This is a genomic window from Marichromatium purpuratum 984 (assembly GCF_000224005.2).
Taxonomy (GTDB): Bacteria; Pseudomonadota; Gammaproteobacteria; order Chromatiales; family Chromatiaceae; genus Marichromatium; species Marichromatium purpuratum.
Map to the genome: position 1 here is coordinate 3,030,876 of NZ_CP007031.1, position 18,310 is coordinate 3,049,185.

Consider the following 18,310-nt stretch of genomic DNA (forward strand, 5'->3'; position numbering starts at 1 on the left):
GACGACGCACGCGCGCTCGCTAGAGCATCTCCTCGCGGAACTCGCGCAGCACCACACCCCACCAGTCGAAGGTGTCCTCGAGGTTGCGCGGGGTGACGCCGTAGTTGAGGTTGACGGCGAACTCCAGCACCGCATCGCCCTCGTCGTCGATATAGGCCTTGCCGAAGCGCTTGTCGCGATTCCAGCGATTGACGTCCTCGAGGGTCAGACCAGGCTGTTCCCAGCCGGCATAGAACAGGATGTCCTTGCAGTCCTTGCCGTCATCACAGCCATAGAAGGTCACCAGATAGATGACCCCGAACATCCGCCCACGGATACGCGGGTCGCCGACACTGTCGGTCTGCAACTCGGCGCTGCCGAAGCCCTTGGCCACCGTCAGCACCGCCTCGGGATCGGCCGCGCTCACCAGATCACGCGCCAGCGCGCCCCCACACCACAGCGCCGCCACCAGGCCAGCGGTCAGCAGTCCACGAATACGCATCATTCCCCCTCCTCGCATCAGGCCGATCGAGAGCGGACATCTGACCCCGCCCCCAACGATGAACCCCGGCATCACGGCCAGGGGTGCGCCGGACATCCCGCGCACGGCTCAAGTATAAGCCGCGATCGACAGGGCGCGGCGATCAGCCCAACGTCCCGACCAGAGCACGGATGGCGTCGCGATTGGTCCAGGAGGCGGTGAGCCGCGCGGCGGCGCTCGCCGGCACCCAGCGGTACTCGAGATGCTCGCGCGGATTGAGCCGCACCAGGCGTCGGGTCTCGAGCACCAGCGCGAACCAGTACTCGCGATTGAAGCAGACATTGGGCGCATACCGCTTGCGCCAGGCGCGCACGATCGGGAACAGCGCCGACTGGTGCAGGTCGATCAAGCGCCCGCCGGCACGCAGCCCGGTCTCCTCGTAGACCTCGCGCGCGGCGGCCTGACGCGGGCTCTCGCCGGCATCGAGGCTGCCGGTGACCGACTGCCAGAAGGCCAGCGGACGCGCCCGGCGCAACATCAGGAACTCGCCCCCGCGGGTACAGATGACCACCAGCACCGACTGCGGGCGCTTGCGCGGCAGCCGGCTCATTGCCTCTGCCTCCGCCTCGCTCACCCTGAGCTGACGCAGGATCCCGGGATCCACACACTTGGCCATCAACGTTACCTGTCTTGGTTCGGCCTCGGCGTCACGACCGGCGGCCTGAGGGAGAAATGAGCACACGCCACCTCACGGTGGCGCGTGTTGCCGACGCCCGCGACGGGCGTGCGGGCGGGAGCGACGGGCTCAGCCGCGCTGGCGCAACCGCAGCGCCAGCTCCTTGAGCTGCGCCTCGTCGACCGCCGAAGGGGCGTCGGTGAGCAGACAGGCCGCGGTCTGGGTCTTGGGGAAGGCCATGACGTCGCGGATCGACTGCGCGCCAGTCATCAGCATCACCAGGCGGTCGAGACCGAAGGCGATGCCACCGTGCGGCGGGCAGCCGAACTTGAGCGCCTGGAGGAGGAAGCCGAAGCGCTCCTCGGCCTGCTCGTCGCTGATCTTGAGCAGCTCGAAGACCTGGCGCTGCACCGCCTCGCGGTGGATACGGATCGACCCACCGCCGACCTCGGTACCGTTGAGCACCATGTCGTAGGCACGCGACAGACAGCTGCCCGGATCACTGGAGAGGCTGTCGAGCTGCTCTTCCTTGGGCGCGGTGAAGGGATGGTGCAGGGCCACCCAGCGATCGGCGTTGGGATCGTGCTCGAACATCGGGAAGTCGACCACCCACAGCGGGTGCCAACCCTCGGCCATCAGCCCGCGGTCCTCGCCGAGCTTGACGCGCAACGCGCCGATCGACTCGTTGACCACCCGCGCCTTGTCGGCGCCGAAGAAGATCAGGTCGCCGTCCTCGGCGCCGGTACGCGCCATGATGCCCTCGACGGTGGCGTCGGGGAGGAACTTGAGGATCGGCGACTGCAGCCCCTCGCGCCCCTTGCTCGACCACTCGTTGACCTTGATGTAGGCCAGCCCCTTGGCGCCGTAGATACCGACGAACTGGGTGTAGCCGTCGATCTCCTTGCGCGTGAGCGAGCCGCCGCCGGGCAGGCGCAGCGCCGCCACGCGACCCTCGGGGTCCTGGGCGGGACCGGCGAAGACCTTGAAATCGACGCCATCCATCAGGTCGGCGACGTCGATCAGCTCCAGCGCCACGCGCAGGTCGGGGCGGTCGGAGCCGTAGCGACGCATCGCTTCGGCATAGGTCATGCGCGGGAAGGGGTTGGGCAGGGTCTCGCCGTTGACCTCCTCGAAGAGGGTGCGGATCATCGACTCCATCAGCCCCATCAGCGTCTCCTCGTCGACGAAGGAGGCCTCGATGTCGAGCTGGGTGAACTCGGGCTGACGATCGGCGCGCAAGTCCTCGTCGCGGAAGCAGCGCGCGACCTGATAGTAGCGATCCATCCCCGACATCATCAGCAGCTGCTTGAACAGCTGCGGCGACTGCGGCAGGGCGAAGAACTCACCGGGGTGGGTGCGACTGGGCACCAGATAGTCGCGCGCGCCCTCGGGGGTCGACTTGGTGAGGATCGGGGTCTCGATATCGAGGAAGCCGTGCTCGTCGAGGAAGCGGCGCATCACCCGGCTGACCTGGCTGCGGGTGCGCAGCCGCGCCTGCATCTCGGGGCGACGCAGGTCGAGATAGCGATAGCGCAGGCGCACCTCCTCGGAGGCGTCGGCGACATGGCTCTCGAGCTGGATCGGCGGCGTGGCCGCAGCGTTGAGGATCTCCAGCTCCAGGCCCAGCACCTCGATCTCGCCGGTGGGCAGATCGGGGTTGACGGTGCCCTCGGGACGCGGCCGCACCCGGCCCTTGACGCGCAGCACGAACTCGCTGCGGACCTGCTCGGCGCGGGCGAAGATCTCGGCGCGATCGGGGTCGAACACCACCTGCACCAGGCCGTCGCGGTCGCGCAGATCGACGAAGATCACCCCGCCGTGGTCGCGGCGCCGATGCACCCAGCCGCAGAGCACGACCTCCTGGCCGTCATGGCTGCCGTTCAAGTCCCCACAGTAGTGCGTGCGCATCGTTCTATCGCCCCATTGTCCTGAAAGTCGTCGTTGATCGTTCGCGGCGCCGCGTCATCGCGCAGTCGCTCGCCTGGGGCCGAATGCCCCGACCCCGGACGGCGTCGGCGTCCGGGACATGAGAAACCAAAAAACCGCGCTGGGCGCGCCAGCGCGGCTTGCGGCTCGAACAGGAGGAACCGGCCTCACGGCGCATCGCCGACGGCGGGCGCCGCTTCGTACCACTCCCCCTCGCGGGGGCGAGAAGATACTGAAGCGGCGACCGCGCACGCAAGCACGGTCCCCGCGAGCCGGGTCAGGCGGCCTTGTCGGAACCGCTGCTCGAGCCCTCATGCAGGTTCTTCTTCTTGCCCTGCTTGAAGTCGGTCTCGTACCAGCCGCCGCCCTTGAGACGGAAGCCGGCCGCGGAGATCTGCTTCTTGAGTTCGGACTTGCCGCAGGCGGGACAGTCGGTCAGCGGCGCATCGCTGATCTTCTGCATCGCCTCCATCTCGTGTCCGCACGCCTCGCAGCGATATTCATAGATCGGCATTGATCATACCTCGTCATCGGATAAACAACGGCGGTCGCGGCCCACCGGCCGTGCGCCGATACCATGAGGGGTTGCGGGCCAGCATGGAATTGGCCTTCAATGACAGCCCCTCGAAACCAGGTTTGAGCCAGGACACCATGCCCTCGACCCGTCAGCCCTCGATTCTCATCACCGGTTGCTCCAGCGGCATCGGCGCGCACTGCGCCGAGGGGCTGGCGCGCCGCGGCTGGCGGGTGATCGCCTCGGCACGCGCCGAGGCCGACGTCGAGCGGCTGACCGCCAGCGGTCTGGAAGCGGTGCGGATCGATCTCGACGACTCGGCGAGCATCGCCGCAGGGCTCGAGCAGGCGCTCACGCTCACTGGCGGCAGGCTCGATGCGCTGTTCAACAACGGCGCCTACGGGCAGCCCGGCGCGGTCGAGGACCTCAGTCGCGCGACGCTGCGTGCGCAGCTCGAGACCAACCTGCTCGGCTGGCACGAGTTGACCTGCCGGGTGATCCCGGTGATGCGCCGTCAGGGAGAGGGCCGCATTGTCCACAACAGCTCCATCCTCGGGCTCATCCCACTGCCCTTCCGCGGCGCCTATGTCGCCAGCAAGTATGCGCTCGAGGGTCTGACCGACACCCTGCGCCTGGAGCTGCGCGGCAGCGGCATCGAGGTCTCGCTGATCGAGCCGGGACCGATCACCAGCCGCTTCCGCGACAACGCCCACCGCGCCTTTCGCGACCACATCGACGTCGAGCACAGCGTCCATCGCGACGCCTATGTCCGTGCCGAGCAGCGCCTGACCAAGCCGGGCAAGGCGCAACCCTTCACCCTGCCACCCGAGGCGGTGCTGCGCGCACTGGTCCACGCCGTCGAGAGCCCGCGACCCCGCCCGAGATATTATGTCACCCTGCCGACCCATGTGCTCGGCGGACTGAGACGGATCCTGTCGACCCGCGCGCTCGACTGGCTGCTGGCACGGGTCTCGCGCGGCGGCGCCGGCTGAGCGGCACCGCCGCGCGAGTTCAGATGTATTCGACCTCGAGGATCTCGAACTCACGCACCCCGCCGGGGGCATCGACCGAGGCGATGTCACCCTCGCTTTTGCCGATCAGGCTGCGCGCGATCGGCGAGGAGACCGAGATCATCCCCAGCTTGAGGTCGGCCTCGTCCTCGCCGACGATGCGGTACTTGAGTTCCTGATCCTTATCCAGCTCGAGCACGTGCACGGTCGCGCCGAACACCACCCGACCGGTACGCGGCAGCGTGGTGACATCGATGATCTGCGCGTTGGAGAGCTTCGACTCGATGTCTTTGATGCGACCCTCGATGAAGCCCTGCTGTTCACGCGCGGCGTGATACTCGGCGTTCTCCTTGAGATCGCCGTGCTCGCGCGCCTCGGCGATCGCCTCGATCACGCGCGGCCGTTCGACACGCTTGAGCTGGTCCAATTCTTCACGCAATTTCTCAGCGCCTCTCGCGGTCAGAGGTACCTGGGTCATGGGTGATTCCCTCGTATGGATGGACCGCGTGCCGTAGCGCGCGATCGTTCGGGCCCGTTGCGGACCCCAAAAAGACAAAAAGAAACCACGGGCACCCCGTGCGGGGCGCCCGTTCGGTCTGGATCAATGGAGATCTTGTAACCGATTGACGGTACAGATGTCCAGCTGCTTGAGCGCCAGACAGGTCGCCTCGGCGCCGGCGATGGTGGTGGTGTAGCACACCTTGTGCTGCAGCGCGGCGCGGCGGATCTCGGCGGAATCGGCGATCGCCTGGGCACCCTCGGTAGTGTTGACGATCAGGCTGACCTCGTTGTTCTTGATCATGTCGACCAGGTGCGGGCGCCCCTCGGCGACCTTGTTCACCCCGACGCACTCGAGCCCCGCCTCGCGCACCGCCGCAGCGGTGCCGTGGGTGGCATAGAGGCTGAAGCCGAACTCGATCAGATCGCGGGCGACACGCATCAATCGCGACTTGTCGGCATCACGCACACTCAGCAGCGCCTTGCCGCCACGGCCGGGCAGCAGCGAACCGGCGCCCTCCTGGGCCTTGGCATAGGCCTCGCCGAAGGTGTCGCCGACGCCCATCACCTCGCCGGTGGACTTCATCTCTGGACCCAGCACGGTGTCGACGCCGGGGAACTTGACGAAGGGGAACACCGCCTCCTTGACGAAATAGTGCTTGGGACGGCTCTCGCGCTCGTAGCCCTGCTCGGCCAGCGAGCGACCGGCCATGCAGCGCGCGGCGACCTTGGCCAGCGGCACACCGATCGACTTGGAGACGAAGGGCACGGTGCGCGAGGCGCGCGGATTGACCTCGAGGATGTAGATCTCCTCGCCCTTGACCGCGAACTGGGCGTTCATCAGGCCGACGACGTTGAGCGCGCGCGCCATCTTCGCCATCTGCTCGCGCATCCGGTCCTGGATCGAGGCCGGCAGGGTGTAGGGCGGCAGCGAGCAGGCCGAATCGCCCGAGTGCACGCCGGCCTGCTCGATGTGCTCCATGATGCCGCCGATGAGCACGTCCTGGCCGTCGCTGATAGCGTCGACGTCGACCTCGATGGCATCATCGAGGAAGCGATCGAGCAGCACCGGCGACTCGTTGGAGACACGCACCGCCTCGCGCATGTAGCGCTCGAGATCGGCCTCCTCGTAGACGATCTCCATCGCCCGGCCGCCGAGCACGTAGGACGGACGCACCACCAGCGGGTAGCCGATGTCGGCGGCCAGCGCCACCGCCTCGGCCTCGCTGCGCGCGGTCGCGTTCGGCGGCTGCAGCAGCCCCAGGTCCTGGATCATGTGCTGGAAGCGCTCGCGGTCCTCGGCCAGGTCGATGCTGTCCGGGGTGGTGCCGATGATCGGCACCCCGGCGGCCTCGAGCGCGCGGGCGAGCTTGAGCGGGGTCTGGCCGCCGTACTGCACGATCACGCCGCGCGGGCGCTCGCACTCGACCACCTCGAGTACATCCTCGAGGGTGAGCGGCTCGAAGTAGAGCCGGTCGGAGGTGTCGTAGTCGGTCGAGACCGTCTCCGGGTTGCAGTTGACCATGATGGTCTCGTAGCCATCCTCGCGCATGGCGAAGGCGGCGTGGACGCAGCAGTAGTCGAACTCGATGCCCTGACCGATCCGGTTGGGGCCGCCGCCGAGGACCATGATCTTCTCGCGATCGCTCGGTTCGGACTCGCACTCCTCCTCGTAGGTGGAGTAAAGATAGGCGGTGGTGGCGGCGAACTCGGCCGCGCAGGTGTCGACGCGCTTGAACACCGGGCGCACGCCGAGGGCGTGACGGCGGGCGCGGATGGCGTCCTCGGTGGTCTCGAGCAGCCGTGCGATGCGACGATCGGAGAAGCCCTGACGCTTGAGCTGACGCAGCCGCTCGACATCGAGCCCGTCGAGCCCGGCGGCGACCAGCGCGCGCTCGCTGGCGATCAGGTCCTCGATCTCGGCGAGGAACCAGGGCTCGATCTTGCTCAGCTCGTGGATATCCTCGAGCGAGAGCCCCATGCGGAAGGCATCGGCGACGTAGAACAGCCGATCGATACCGGCCTGGCGCAGCTCCTGGCGCAGCTTGGCCATGGCCTCGGGGTCGGCGGGATCGACGATCTCCTCGAGCCCGTACTTGTCGATCTCGAGCCCGCGCAGCGCCTTCTGCAGCGATTCCTGGAAGGTGCGACCGATCGCCATCACCTCGCCGACCGACTTCATCTGGGTGGTCAGACGGGCATCGGCCTGGGCGAACTTCTCGAAGGCGAAGCGCGGGATCTTGGTGACCACGTAGTCGATGGTCGGCTCGAACGAGGCCGGGGTGGCGCCGCCGGTGATGTCGTTGCGCAGCTCATCGAGGGTATAACCGACGGCGAGCTTGGCCGCGACCTTGGCGATCGGGAAGCCGGTGGCCTTGGAGGCCAGCGCCGAGGAGCGCGAGACGCGCGGATTCATCTCGATGACGATCATCCGCCCGTTCTCGGGGTTGATCGCGAACTGGACGTTGGAGCCACCGGTGTCGACACCGATCTCGCGCAGCACCGCCAGCGAGGCGTCGCGCATGATCTGGTATTCCTTGTCGGTGAGCGTCTGCGCCGGGGCGACGGTGATCGAGTCGCCGGTGTGCACACCCATCGGGTCGAGGTTCTCGATCGAGCAGATGATGATGCAGTTGTCCGCGCGGTCGCGGACCACCTCCATCTCGTACTCCTTCCAGCCGAGCACCGATTCCTCGATCAGCAGCTCGCGGGTCGGCGAGAGGTCCAGCCCGCGGCGACAGATCTCCTCGAACTCCTCCTGGTTGTAGGCGATGCCGCCACCGCTGCCGCCCATGGTGAAGGACGGACGGATAATCGCCGGGAAGCCGATCGAGGCCTGGACCTGATTGGCCTCCTCGAGGCTGTGGGCGATCGCCGAGCGCGGCATGTCGAGGCCGATCTTGCGCATCGCCTGACGGAACAGGTCGCGGTCCTCGGCCTTGTCGATGGCCTCGCGCGAGGCGCCGATCAGCTCGACGCCGTACTCCTCGAGCACGCCCTCGCGCACCAGGTCGAGTGCGCAGTTGAGCGCGGTCTGGCCACCCATGGTCGGCAACAGCGCATCCGGGCGCTCACGCTCGATGATCGCCGCCACCGCGCGCCAGGTGACCGGCTCGATATAGGTGGCGTCGGCCATCTCGGGGTCGGTCATGATGGTGGCCGGGTTCGAGTTCACCAGAATGACCCGATACCCCTCCTCCCGCAGCGCCTTGCAGGCCTGGGCGCCGGAGTAGTCGAACTCGCAGGCCTGGCCGATGACGATGGGGCCAGAGCCAATGATCAGGATGCTGTGGATGTCAGTACGCTTTGGCATTCTGTTAGTTTCTTGAGATCCGAGAATGGATGTACGTGAACGCAAATGCTGGAAGACGAATGCCGTTGGCGACGGACCGCGAGGGATCCGCGCCCGCACCGCTCCGCAACACCCGGTCGACCCCGGACTCCGCCGTCGCTGGCGGATCCGTCGAGCCCGCGCGCGCGTCACATGAGGGAACGCGCGCGACGCCGCCCGTCTAGCCGCGCGCGCGCATGGACTCGATGAACTGATCGAACAGCGGCGCCACGTCACAGGGGCCGGGACTGGCCTCGGGGTGCCCCTGGAAGCTGAAGGCCGGGCAGTCGCAGCGACGAATACCCTGCAGCGAGCCGTCGAACAGCGAGCGATGCGTCGGCTGCAGCGTCTCGGGGAGGGTCTCCTCGTCGACGGCGAAGCCGTGGTTCTGGCTGCTGATCATCACCGCGCCGGTGGCGAGATCCTGCACCGGGTGGTTGGCGCCGTGGTGGCCGAACTTCATCTTCAGCGTGCGAGCGCCGGAGGCGAGCGCGAGCAACTGGTGGCCAAGACAGATGCCGAACAGCGGCACCTGGTGCTCGAGCAGCTCGCGGATCGCGGCGATGGCGTAGTCACAGGGCTCGGGGTCGCCGGGACCGTTGGAGAGGAACACCCCGTCGGGGTTCATCGCCAGCACCTCGGCGGCGGGGGTGCGGGCCGGGACTACGGTGACGCTGCAGCCGCGCGAGGCCAGCATGCGCAGGATGTTGCGCTTGACGCCGAAGTCGTAGGCGACGACCTTGAACGGCAGCGCCTCGTCGGCAGGGTCGAGCGGCGCGGGCAGCCCGCCCTCGAGCGCCCACTCGCCCTGGGTCCAGGCATAGGGCTCGGCGGTGGTGGCCTGCTGGGCGAGGTCCATGCCCTTGAGCCCGGGGAAGTCACGGGCGGCGGCCAGGGCCGCGGCCTCGTCGATGGCGTCGCCGGCCTGTAGACAGCCGTTCTGCGCGCCCTTCTCGCGCAGGATGCGGGTCAGGCGACGGGTGTCGATGTCGGCGATGCCGACCACGCCCTGACGACGCAGATAGTCGTCGAGACGCTCGCGCTGGCGGAAATTGCTGGCGCGCTGGGGCAAGTGGCGGATGATCAGGCCGGCGGCCTGGATGCCGGCGGACTCCTCGTCCTCCGGGTTGGCGCCCACGTTGCCGATGTGGGGGTATGTCAGGGTCACGAGCTGGCGCAGATAGGAGGGATCGGTGAGGATCTCCTGATAGCCGGTCATGGCGGTGTTGAACACCACCTCACCGACGCTCGAGCCATCGGCGCCAATCGATGTTCCGCGGAAGACCGAACCGTCTTCCAGAACCAGAACTGCGGGTTTTCTCAAGGGTATCTCCGAATCCGGGCGAGGATGCGCAACGACCGCGACGGGACGTCGGGTGACGGCGTTGGACACACAGGGTAGGTCAATGGCAGCGCCCTGACCGGCCTGAATTCTAAAGAACCGTCGGCGCACTGTCCACGCGCGCCGGTCGGCACGGGCGGCGAAATGCCAACCCGATCATCTGCTTCAGCTCACGCCATCGCGCAGTTGATGGCGCGCCCAGGCGGTGATCCCCGCAGCATCCATGGCACCGGCCTGACGGGCACGCTCGACCCCGCCGCGAAACAGCGCCAGGGTCGGGATGCTGCGGATACCGAGCCGCGCGGCCAGCCCCTGGGCCTGCTCGGTGTCGACCTTGATCAGCCGCAGCTCGGGCTCGAGGGTGCGCGCGGCAGCGGCGAAGGCCGGCGCCATCATCTGGCAGGGACCGCACCAGGGCGCCCAGAAATCGACCAGCAGCGGCAGATCGCTGCGCGCCAGGTGACGGGCGAAGCGCGCCTCGTCGAGCGCCACCGGCTCGCCACCGAACAGCGGCGCATGACAGCGCCCGCAACGTCCGCCCGCGCCGAGGCGCGCCGGCGCCAGTCGGTTGACCGCGTCGCAGGCGGGACAGACCACATGGATTGGATCGGACATCTCCTCACTCTCCCTCTCGATGGATGCGGGCGGGACGGGAGAGTCCGCACGCCGCGTATCCTGGTCATTGTCGACGGTCGTGACCGTTCCGACCACGGCCCCAGCCGTATCGCGACCGTCTTGAATCGTCATCGACCGGTGGCTATCGTCACCGGCCTCGCCAATATCCACACCATCAGGAGTCATCCCCCATGACAGATTCACCCCATGTCGTGACCGTCACCGCCGAGAACTTCCAGTCGGTCGTCATCGAGGGCTCCTACGAGCGCCCGGTGCTGGTCGACTTCTGGGCCGACTGGTGCGCCCCCTGTCGCATGCTGATGCCGCTGCTCACCGGGCTGGCCGAGCGCTACGCCGGGCGCTTCCTGCTCGCCAAGGTCAACACCGAGGAGGAGCAGACGCTGGCCGCACAGTTCGGCGTGCGCAGCCTGCCCACGGTACGGCTCTACAAGGACGGCCAGCCGGTCGACGAGTTCATGGGCGCGCTGCCCGAGGGAGAGATCCGCGAGTTCCTCGATCGCCACATCCCCCGCGCCTCGAGCGGGCTGCTCGAGCAGGCCCGCACCAGTATCGCCGAGGGCGCACTCGAGCAGGCCGCCGCACAGCTCGAACAGGCCCGCGCCGAGGACCCGGAGAACAACCGCATCGCCCTGCTCGAGGTCGAGCTGCGCGCCGCGCGCGGCGAGGTCACCGAGGCCGAGGCGGCGATCGATCGGCTGCCGATCGAGCTGGCCAACGACCCCGAGGTCAATGCCCTGCGTGGCCGGCTGCGCTTCGCCGCCGCGCTCGTCGACGCCGCTGACGAGGCGACGCTGCGCGCCCGTCTCGAGGCCGATGCCACCGACAGCGAGGCCCGCTATCAACTCGCTGCCCGTGCGGTGAGCCAGGGCGATCACGCCACCGCGCTGGAACTGCTGCTCGAGCTGATGAAGCGCGATCGCGGCTATGGCGAGGACGCCGGGCGCAAGGGCATGCTCGCGGTGTTCGACCTGCTCGGCGGCGACGGCGACCTGGTCGCGCGCTATCGCGCCAAGATGATGACCGCGCTCTACTGAGCGCCCTCCCCCCCGGCGGCGCGCCCGATCTCGCAGACCTCGCGAAACACCCCGAGCGCGCCCCAGGGGTGCCCCGACCAGCGCAGCCAGCCCGGCGCCCCGGCCTGCTCCGGGTGACAGCCGCAGACCCCGGCGACCGCGACCAGTCGATCGGTCCCGGCGACGAACAGCAACGGCACCAGCGGGCGCAGCCAGGGCGGCACCCCGGCCTCCTGAAAGATCTTCTTGAGCGAGCGCAGCGGCCCGCCCGGGCGCGGGCGACACCGCCCACCGACACCGAAGCGCACCTCCAGCGCCATCTCGGCGCCGCTCACCTGTAACTCGCCCAGTCCATGCGGCAGCACCAACTCGCGCCCCGACACCCAGCGTAGAGCCGCATCCGGCGGCCTCGGCAGCGGTTGCAGCGCATAGAGGTCGTCGCGATAGCGGCGCACCTCGCAGCCGGCCCAGGCCACCTGCGGCGCGGCATCGACGCGCGCCGTCAACAGCTCGCCGACGACCCGTTCGAGCCGCGCCCGCCCCGGCACCGCAAAGCCCTGACGCCGCAGCCACAGCCGCGCCACCGCCCGCCGCGCCGGGGGCTCCAGCCCGGACAGACCGGCCACCGAGAGGCTGCCGGGCACGGCGCCGGCGACGGCGGCGAGATCGCACCCAGCCTGGCGATCGATCAGCGTCGCCGCCTCGGCACAGTGCGCCGCGCTGCGCGCGATGGTGGACGCCGCCGCCGGCCAGCGGCCGCGCAGCAGCGGCAGCACCTGGTGGCGCAGCAGGTTGCGATCGTGATGGAGGGCGTCGTTGCTCGGATCCTCGATCCAGTCGAGCCGATGACGCCGGGCGTAATCGAGCAGCTGCGCGCGCGACACCCCGAGCAGCGGGCGCACCAAGCGCCCCCGACCGAGCAGCGCGCATCCCGGCATCGCCGCCAGCCCGTGCACCCCGCTGCCTCGCAGCAGTGCGAGCAGCAGGGTCTCGGCCTGGTCGTCGAGATGATGGGCGGTCAGCAGCAGCTCGTCGTCGTCGAGCAGCGCGGCGAAGGCGCGATAGCGCGCCGCGCGGGCATGGGCCTCGAGGCTCTCGCCAGGGGGCGGCGAGAGCGCCAGGGCGCGGGCGACGAAACGCACCCCGAGCACGCGACAGCGCTCACGACAGTGCCGACGCCAGTCCCGCGCCACTGGCTGCAGGCCGTGATCGATGTGGATGGCGCCGAGCGGGCGCGCCAGTGGCGCCCGGGTCAGCGCGTGCAGCAGCACGGTGGAGTCGAGTCCACCGCTGTAGGCGATCCAGCAACGCCCCCGGCCACCGAGCGCGGCCAGGTCGACGGCGAGGCGCTCGGGGTCGAGCGCGTCCACCTCACTCCTTGAAGCGACCGAAGCCCATCAGGCGCTGATGGCGCTTGGCCACCAGGGTGTCGAGGTCGACCGCGGCGAGTTCGTCGAGCCGCTTCACCAGCACCGCCTTGAGCGCGGCGGCGTTGGCGTCGGGGTCGCGATGCGCACCACCCGAGGGCTCCTTGATGATCTCGTCGATCAGCCCCTGCTCGAGCAGCTTGTCGGAGGTGATCGCCATCGCCTCGGCGGCGAGCTGGGCCTTGTCGGCGCTCTTCCACAGGATCGAGGCGCAACCCTCGGGCGAGATCACCGAGTAGGTGCTGAACTGCAGCATCCCCAGCCAGTCGCCGACGCCGATCGCCAGCGCCCCGCCCGAACCGCCCTCGCCGATCACGGTGCTGAGGACCGGGGTACGCAGCCGCGACATCTCGCGCAGGTTGCGCGCGATCGCCTCGCTCTGACCACGCTCCTCGGCACCGACGCCAGGATAGGCGCCGGGGGTGTCGATGAAGGTCAGCACCGGTATCGAGAAGCGCTCGGCCATCTCCATCAGGCGCAGCGCCTTGCGGTAACCCTCGGGACGCGGCATGCCGAAGTTGCGCTGGATCTTCTCCTTGGTATCGCGCCCCTTCTGGTGACCGATCACCATCACCGGCCGCCCGTCGAGCCGCGCCAACCCTCCGACGATGGCCGAATCGTCGGCGAAGGCGCGATCGCCGTGCAGCTCGTGGAACTCATCGAAGATCCGGCGCACATAATCGAGCAGATAGGGACGCTGCGGATGACGCGAAAGCTGCGAGATCTGCCACGGCGTCAGCGAGGAGAAGATCGACTCGGTGAGCGCCACACACTTGGTCTGGAGACGCTCGATCTCCTCCTGGATATTGAGTTCGTTGTCGTGGCCGACCAGGCGAAGTTCTTCGATCTTCGCCTCGAGCTCTGCGATGGGTTGTTCGAAATCGAGGAAATTGAGATCCATAGCCCCACTACATCGTCTTGAGAGTTACGCGTGGATCGCCCACGGATGACTCCGCATACGGCGCCCCGTCATCAGGCAGCGATCGAGCACCGAGGGGCCATCGCAACGACACCCCGGCTCGGGCGTTGCGGGACCGACCTCGTCGCCCCATCCACCCGGCTCGACCCCGGCACGGGCGCATGCCCGCGGCCACACAGCAACCTGCCAATCTAGCGCAGCGATCGCAGTGAGTACAGCATCATGCACCAGGCTCTGCACGACCGCACCGGACAGCCGAGCACCGGGCCATGCGACGTCTCGAAGGTGATTTCGCGTACTTAACCGACATGACCTCAGGATTTCGACCAAGATCCGCGATCAGGCAGGTAAATGCCGCCAAATTCGAACAGCACCAGGCGTTTACAGCAAACCAGCAGAAAAACCCGTCCCAACCCCCGAGAATCAGCCACCCCGACGGGAAAAAGCCGCAAAAGCGCGCCGTCGGACGAGACGATTCCGGTGCCAATAATCGGTCACCAGCCACCCGCTCTCAGCCGCCAGTAGCGGTGCCTTCAGGGCGTCGTGAGAGACCAACGCCTGCGCCCCGATAGCGACCGGTGGCTGGCAGCTGACGGCTGACGGCTGACGGCTGACGACTGACGGCTGGCAACTGATGGCTGGCGACTGATGGCTGACGACTGGCAACTGGCAACTGGCAACTGGCGGCTGGCGGCTGGCAACTGGTGGCTGATGGCTGACGGCTGATGGCTAACGACTGACGGCTGGCAACTGGTGGCTGACGACTGGCGACTGATGGCTGACGACTGGCAACTGGCGACTGGCGGCGGGCAACTGGTCGCTGACGACTGATAACCCCTACTCGAACAGCCGCGCCAGCGCCCGCTGCCAGCCGCCAAGTTCATCGCCGAGCCCCAGCCACAACGCCTGGATGCCGGAGACGGTCCGATCGAAGGCCGGCCAGTCACCCGGGTCCGGCGCGATCCAGGCCAGCCAGACGGCCAGCGCGAGCAGGGTCAGGCTGCTCAGCGGGTCGTTCAGGCTCAGCGGCTTGAGCGCGGTGCCGAAGGAGCGCTTGATCCGGCTGTTGAGCAGATCGACGCTGAACAGCTCGTCGAGCAGGAGATGGGTGAGATAGCCGATCGCCACCATCAGCCCGGCCACCCAGGCCGCCCGCGCCGGCTGCTCGAACAACCAGTGGGCGGCATTGACCGTCGCCAGCGCCCACACCCCGGCGGCGAGCCAGGAATGCCAGATCCCGCGGTGCACGGTGAAGCGGGTGAACAGCTCGAAGAAGCCGTAGCGAACGCAGAGGAACACCCCGATCCATACCAGCGCCAGCTCGAACAGCAACAGCTGCCCCACCAGCGGCAGGGTCATGGCGAAGGCCAGTCCGGCCCCGAGCACGGTGAAGAAGGCGCGCACCGGGCGCGAGGTGTCGGAGTCGACATCGGGCAACAGACTGGCGCCGACCCCGAGCGCGAACAGCGGCAGGGTCTGTCCCTGCTCGACCAGCCCGGCGGCATGCAGACCGAGCACGCTGGCGCCACTGACGAAGATGCCGACATTGATATGGGTGTGGAAGTTGGCCATGCGGAAACGAAGCACTGCGCAGAGCGACGCCAGCGGCGCCCACGGATCCGGGGCACTCTAACCGCGCCAGCCGCCAGCCGCCAGCCGCCAGGGAAAGCACCCGGCCGCCAGCACCCAGCCTCCAGTGCGCTTGTCTCAAGCGACAGCGCTCAGCAAGCACGTCCACTGGAGGCTGGTGGCTGATAGCTGGCACCTGGCGCCTGGAAGCTGGCGACGAACCCCGCCGTGGCGGATAATCCGCGCCTCGTCCGCCGTCGCTTCGCAGAGGTTTCGTCCATGACCGCATCCCCACTGACCATCGCGCTCGTCCAGCAGGCCGATCAGGGCGGCCTCGAGGCCAATCTCGACGCCTGCGCCACGGCCTGTCGCGCGGCTGCCGCCGAGGGCGCGCAGTTGGTGCTGCTCCAGGAACTGCACAACGGACCCTATTTCTGTCAGCAGGAAGACCCTGCGCTGTTCGATCTCGCCGAGCCCATCCCTGGCCCCAGCACCGCGTACCTCGGCACACTCGCCGCCGAACTCGGGGTGGTGATCGTCGGCTCGCTGTTCGAGCGCCGCGCCCCCGGGCTCTATCACAACACCGCCGTGGTACTCGACAGCGACGGGCGCCTCGCCGGGCGCTATCGCAAGATGCACATCCCCGACGACCCGGGCTACTACGAGAAGTTCTACTTCACCCCCGGCGATCTCGGTTTCACCCCGATCGACACCAGTGTCGGTCGGCTCGGGGTGCTGGTGTGCTGGGACCAGTGGTACCCGGAGGCGGCGCGGCTGATGGCGCTCGCCGGGGCCGAGCTGCTGCTCTACCCCACCGCCATCGGCTGGGACCCGCGTGACGAGGCCGAGGAGCAGGCGCGCCAGCTCGACGCCTGGATGACGGTACAGCGTGGTCACGCGGTGGCCAACGGCCTGCCGCTGGCCGCCTGCAACCGCATCGGCTTCGAGCCCGATCCGGCGGCGGGTGGCGCCGGAGCGCACTTCTGGGGCAACTCCTTCGTCTGCGGTCCCCAGGGCGAGCTGCTCGCGCGCGCCGGGGCCGATCGCACCGAGACCCTGATCGTCACCATCGATCGCGCCCGCAGCGAGACCGTGCGCCGCATCTGGCCCTTCCTGCGCGATCGGCGGATCGACGCCTACGACGCGCTCGAGCGCCGCTACCGCGACTGACCCCGCGCGGTTGAGATCACCGCCCTCCGCCCTCAGGGATGGCTGTGCGGTCGCCACGCGACCGCGAGCAGGATGCGCCCGGGCGGCGTGGCCGCCCCGCAGTCATCGCGCCAGCGGAGGACAGCCCATGCCCACTGACACCAGCCCCAGCACCGAGAATCGCGCGCTGATGCGCTCGATCATCCAGCGCGTCGCCACCGGCCCCGATCTCTCCAAGGACATCTCCCTGGCCGAGGCCCGACAGGCGATGCGCACCATTCTCGACGCCACCGCCGACCCGGTGCAGGCGGCCATCTTTCTCATCGCGCTGCGGATGAAGCGCGAGACCGACGACGAGCTGCGCGGCATCCTCGAGGCCATCCAGGAGGCCACCGGACACGCCGTCGCCGAGGTCGACGAGGTGGTCGACATCGCCGACCCCTACGACGGCTACAACCGCTCGCTGCCGGTCTCGCCCTTCCTGATGCCGCTGCTCGCCGAGTGCGGGGTCGCGGCGATCAGCCATGGCGCGCACGCCGTCGGCCCCAAGTTCGGCGTCACCCACAGACATGTACTCGAGGCCGCCGGGGTCGCGGTCGACCTCAGTCCGGTCGAGGTCGCCGCCCGCCTCTCCGATCCCGAACTCGGCTGGGGTTATGTCGATCAGCGCGCCTACTGCGCGTCGCTGCACAACCTGCTCGGACTGCGCGAGACCATCGTCAAACGTCAGGCCCTGACCACCGTCGAGGTACTGGCGCGACCGGTTCACGGACGCCGCCACACTCACCTGATGACCGGCTATGTGCACAAGCCCTATCCGCGCATCTATGCCCTGCTCGCGCGCCATGCCGGGTTCGAGTCGGCGCTGCTGGTGCGCGGCGTCGAGGGTGGCGTCATTCCCTCGCTGCGCCAGCGTGGGCTGTGTTTCAACTATGAGCGCATGAGCGAGGAGCAGTCCTTCGAGGTCGACCCCACCAGCCTGGGCATCGAGCAGACGCTACGCGCCCCACCACTGCCAGAGACCCTGCCGCAGACCAGCCGCGCCGGCGACGACATCGCCATCGCCGTCGATTTGCCGGCCACCGCCGCAGCGGCAGCACGCGCCGGCCTAGCCGCGCTCGAGGGCGGACACGGCCCCGCCTATGACGCCCTGGTGCTGGGCGCAGCGCTGGTGCTCTGGCATCTGGGACGGGTGCCCACCCTGGAGGCGGGGGCGATCCGTGCCCGCGCGGTACTCGACAGCGGCCGTGCCGCACGGCGGGTGTACTGATGGCCGGGCCGAGCGCAGTGGCAGGCCGCGACGAGGTCCCCGAGGGAGGTTTCATCCGGATTCGGGTGGCGGGGATCGACTGCATCCTCGCTCGGGTCGAGGGGCGGCTCTATGCCGTCGAGGACAACTGCAGCCACGAGGACTATCCGCTCTCCTACGGCTATCTCGACGGCGCGCGCATCAAGTGCTCGCTGCACGGCAGCCGCTTCTGCCTGCGCACCGGCCAGCCGCTCGAAGCGCCCGCCGAGACCCCGATCCGCACCTTCCACGTCGAGGTCATCAACGACCAGATCCTGATCGACCCGACGCGGGCGGGCGAGTGAGGACGCCAGCCGCCAGCCGCCAGCCGCCAGCCGCCAGCCGCCAGCCGCCAGCCGCCAGCCGCCAGGATTGAACCGCAAAGCCGCGAAGGGCGCGAAGAAAGCGACCAGCCTTCAGCAAACAGCCTCCAGTGTCGGTTTGCAGTCAACCTTGAAGGGACGATACAAGTCTGCCCTCTCGCTGGCGGCTGGCCGCTGGCCGCTGGCAACTTGAACCTCTTCGCGCTCTTTGCGGCTTGGCGGTTCAATC

The 18,310-nt window shown here is 68.5% G+C and carries 16 protein-coding genes; 5 read left to right on the forward strand and 11 right to left on the reverse strand.

The annotated features are described in order from the left end of the window. Positions 1-19: 19 nt before the first annotated feature. The 4 genes from MARPU_RS13175 to MARPU_RS13190 form a co-directional block, all read right to left on the reverse strand. Positions 20-484, reverse strand: a complete 465-nt coding sequence (locus MARPU_RS13175) for a YbjN domain-containing protein (protein WP_005221420.1) — start codon at positions 482-484, stop codon at positions 20-22. A 139-nt stretch (positions 485-623) separates the two neighbouring features. Next, complete coding sequence (gene nudB, locus MARPU_RS13180; RefSeq protein WP_025275348.1) at positions 624-1,070, reverse strand: dihydroneopterin triphosphate diphosphatase; 447 nt, start codon at positions 1,068-1,070, stop codon at positions 624-626. Between the two features lie 195 nt (positions 1,071-1,265). Further along, a complete protein-coding gene (aspS, locus tag MARPU_RS13185; protein ID WP_005221415.1) occupies positions 1,266-3,044 on the reverse strand; it encodes an aspartate--tRNA ligase in 1,779 nt (592 codons plus the stop codon). Positions 3,045-3,339: 295 nt separating this feature from the next. Further along, a complete protein-coding gene (locus MARPU_RS13190; RefSeq protein WP_005221413.1) occupies positions 3,340-3,576 on the reverse strand; it encodes an FmdB family zinc ribbon protein in 237 nt (78 codons plus the stop codon). A 137-nt stretch (positions 3,577-3,713) separates the two neighbouring features. Between MARPU_RS13190 and MARPU_RS13195 the strand changes: the two genes are divergently transcribed. Next, positions 3,714-4,568: an SDR family oxidoreductase gene (locus MARPU_RS13195; protein ID WP_025275349.1), complete on the forward strand. Its 855-nt coding sequence runs from the start codon at positions 3,714-3,716 to the stop codon at positions 4,566-4,568. 19 nt (positions 4,569-4,587) lie between these two features. Here the strand turns inward: MARPU_RS13195 and greA are convergent, their stop codons facing one another. From greA to trxC, 4 genes are all read right to left on the reverse strand, one after another. Next, on the reverse strand, positions 4,588-5,064 hold the full coding sequence (greA, locus tag MARPU_RS13200; RefSeq protein ID WP_005221410.1) for a transcription elongation factor GreA: 477 nt from the start codon (positions 5,062-5,064) through the stop codon (positions 4,588-4,590). Positions 5,065-5,187: 123 nt separating this feature from the next. Next, the gene (carB, locus tag MARPU_RS13205; protein ID WP_005221408.1) at positions 5,188-8,397 is read right to left on the reverse strand and encodes a carbamoyl-phosphate synthase large subunit; all 3,210 of its coding nucleotides are present in this window, start codon (positions 8,395-8,397) and stop codon (positions 5,188-5,190) included. A gap of 199 nt (positions 8,398-8,596) precedes the next feature. Next, entirely contained in the window at positions 8,597-9,739 is a 1,143-nt protein-coding gene (carA, locus tag MARPU_RS13210) for a glutamine-hydrolyzing carbamoyl-phosphate synthase small subunit (protein ID WP_005221406.1), read from the reverse strand. Positions 9,740-9,922: 183 nt separating this feature from the next. Beyond that, positions 9,923-10,372 (reverse strand): thioredoxin TrxC, encoded by a 450-nt coding sequence (gene trxC, locus MARPU_RS13215; RefSeq protein WP_005221404.1) that lies wholly within the window; start codon positions 10,370-10,372, stop codon positions 9,923-9,925. A gap of 191 nt (positions 10,373-10,563) precedes the next feature. Here trxC and trxA point away from each other — a divergent pair, with 191 nt between their 5' ends. Beyond that, positions 10,564-11,427: a thioredoxin gene (trxA, locus tag MARPU_RS13220; RefSeq protein ID WP_005221403.1), complete on the forward strand. Its 864-nt coding sequence runs from the start codon at positions 10,564-10,566 to the stop codon at positions 11,425-11,427. On the opposite strand, the gene tilS is transcribed toward trxA, so the two are convergent. The 3 genes from tilS to MARPU_RS13235 form a co-directional block, all read right to left on the reverse strand. After that, positions 11,421-12,776 carry a tRNA lysidine(34) synthetase TilS gene (gene tilS, locus MARPU_RS13225; RefSeq protein ID WP_005221400.1) on the reverse strand — a complete coding sequence of 452 codons (1,356 nt, stop codon included), beginning with the start codon at positions 12,774-12,776 and terminating at the stop codon, positions 11,421-11,423. The genes trxA and tilS overlap by 7 nt on opposite strands. Before the next feature lies 1 nt (position 12,777). Then, entirely contained in the window at positions 12,778-13,734 is a 957-nt protein-coding gene (locus MARPU_RS13230) for an acetyl-CoA carboxylase carboxyltransferase subunit alpha (RefSeq protein WP_005221398.1), read from the reverse strand. A gap of 855 nt (positions 13,735-14,589) precedes the next feature. Further along, entirely contained in the window at positions 14,590-15,324 is a 735-nt protein-coding gene (locus MARPU_RS13235) for a metal-dependent hydrolase (protein ID WP_005221396.1), read from the reverse strand. 276 nt (positions 15,325-15,600) lie between these two features. On the opposite strand from MARPU_RS13235, the gene MARPU_RS13240 reads away from it, so the two are divergent. The 3 genes from MARPU_RS13240 (at position 15,601) to MARPU_RS13250 (ending at position 18,063) form a co-directional block, all read left to right on the forward strand. After that, positions 15,601-16,491 carry a carbon-nitrogen hydrolase gene (locus MARPU_RS13240; RefSeq protein WP_005221394.1) on the forward strand — a complete coding sequence of 297 codons (891 nt, stop codon included), beginning with the start codon at positions 15,601-15,603 and terminating at the stop codon, positions 16,489-16,491. A gap of 127 nt (positions 16,492-16,618) precedes the next feature. Beyond that, positions 16,619-17,740, forward strand: a complete 1,122-nt coding sequence (locus tag MARPU_RS13245; RefSeq protein ID WP_005221393.1) for an anthranilate phosphoribosyltransferase — start codon at positions 16,619-16,621, stop codon at positions 17,738-17,740. Further along, a complete protein-coding gene (locus tag MARPU_RS13250; protein ID WP_005221392.1) occupies positions 17,740-18,063 on the forward strand; it encodes a non-heme iron oxygenase ferredoxin subunit in 324 nt (107 codons plus the stop codon). The genes MARPU_RS13245 and MARPU_RS13250 overlap by 1 nt, the downstream gene beginning before the upstream one ends. Positions 18,064-18,310: the final 247 nt, after the last annotated feature.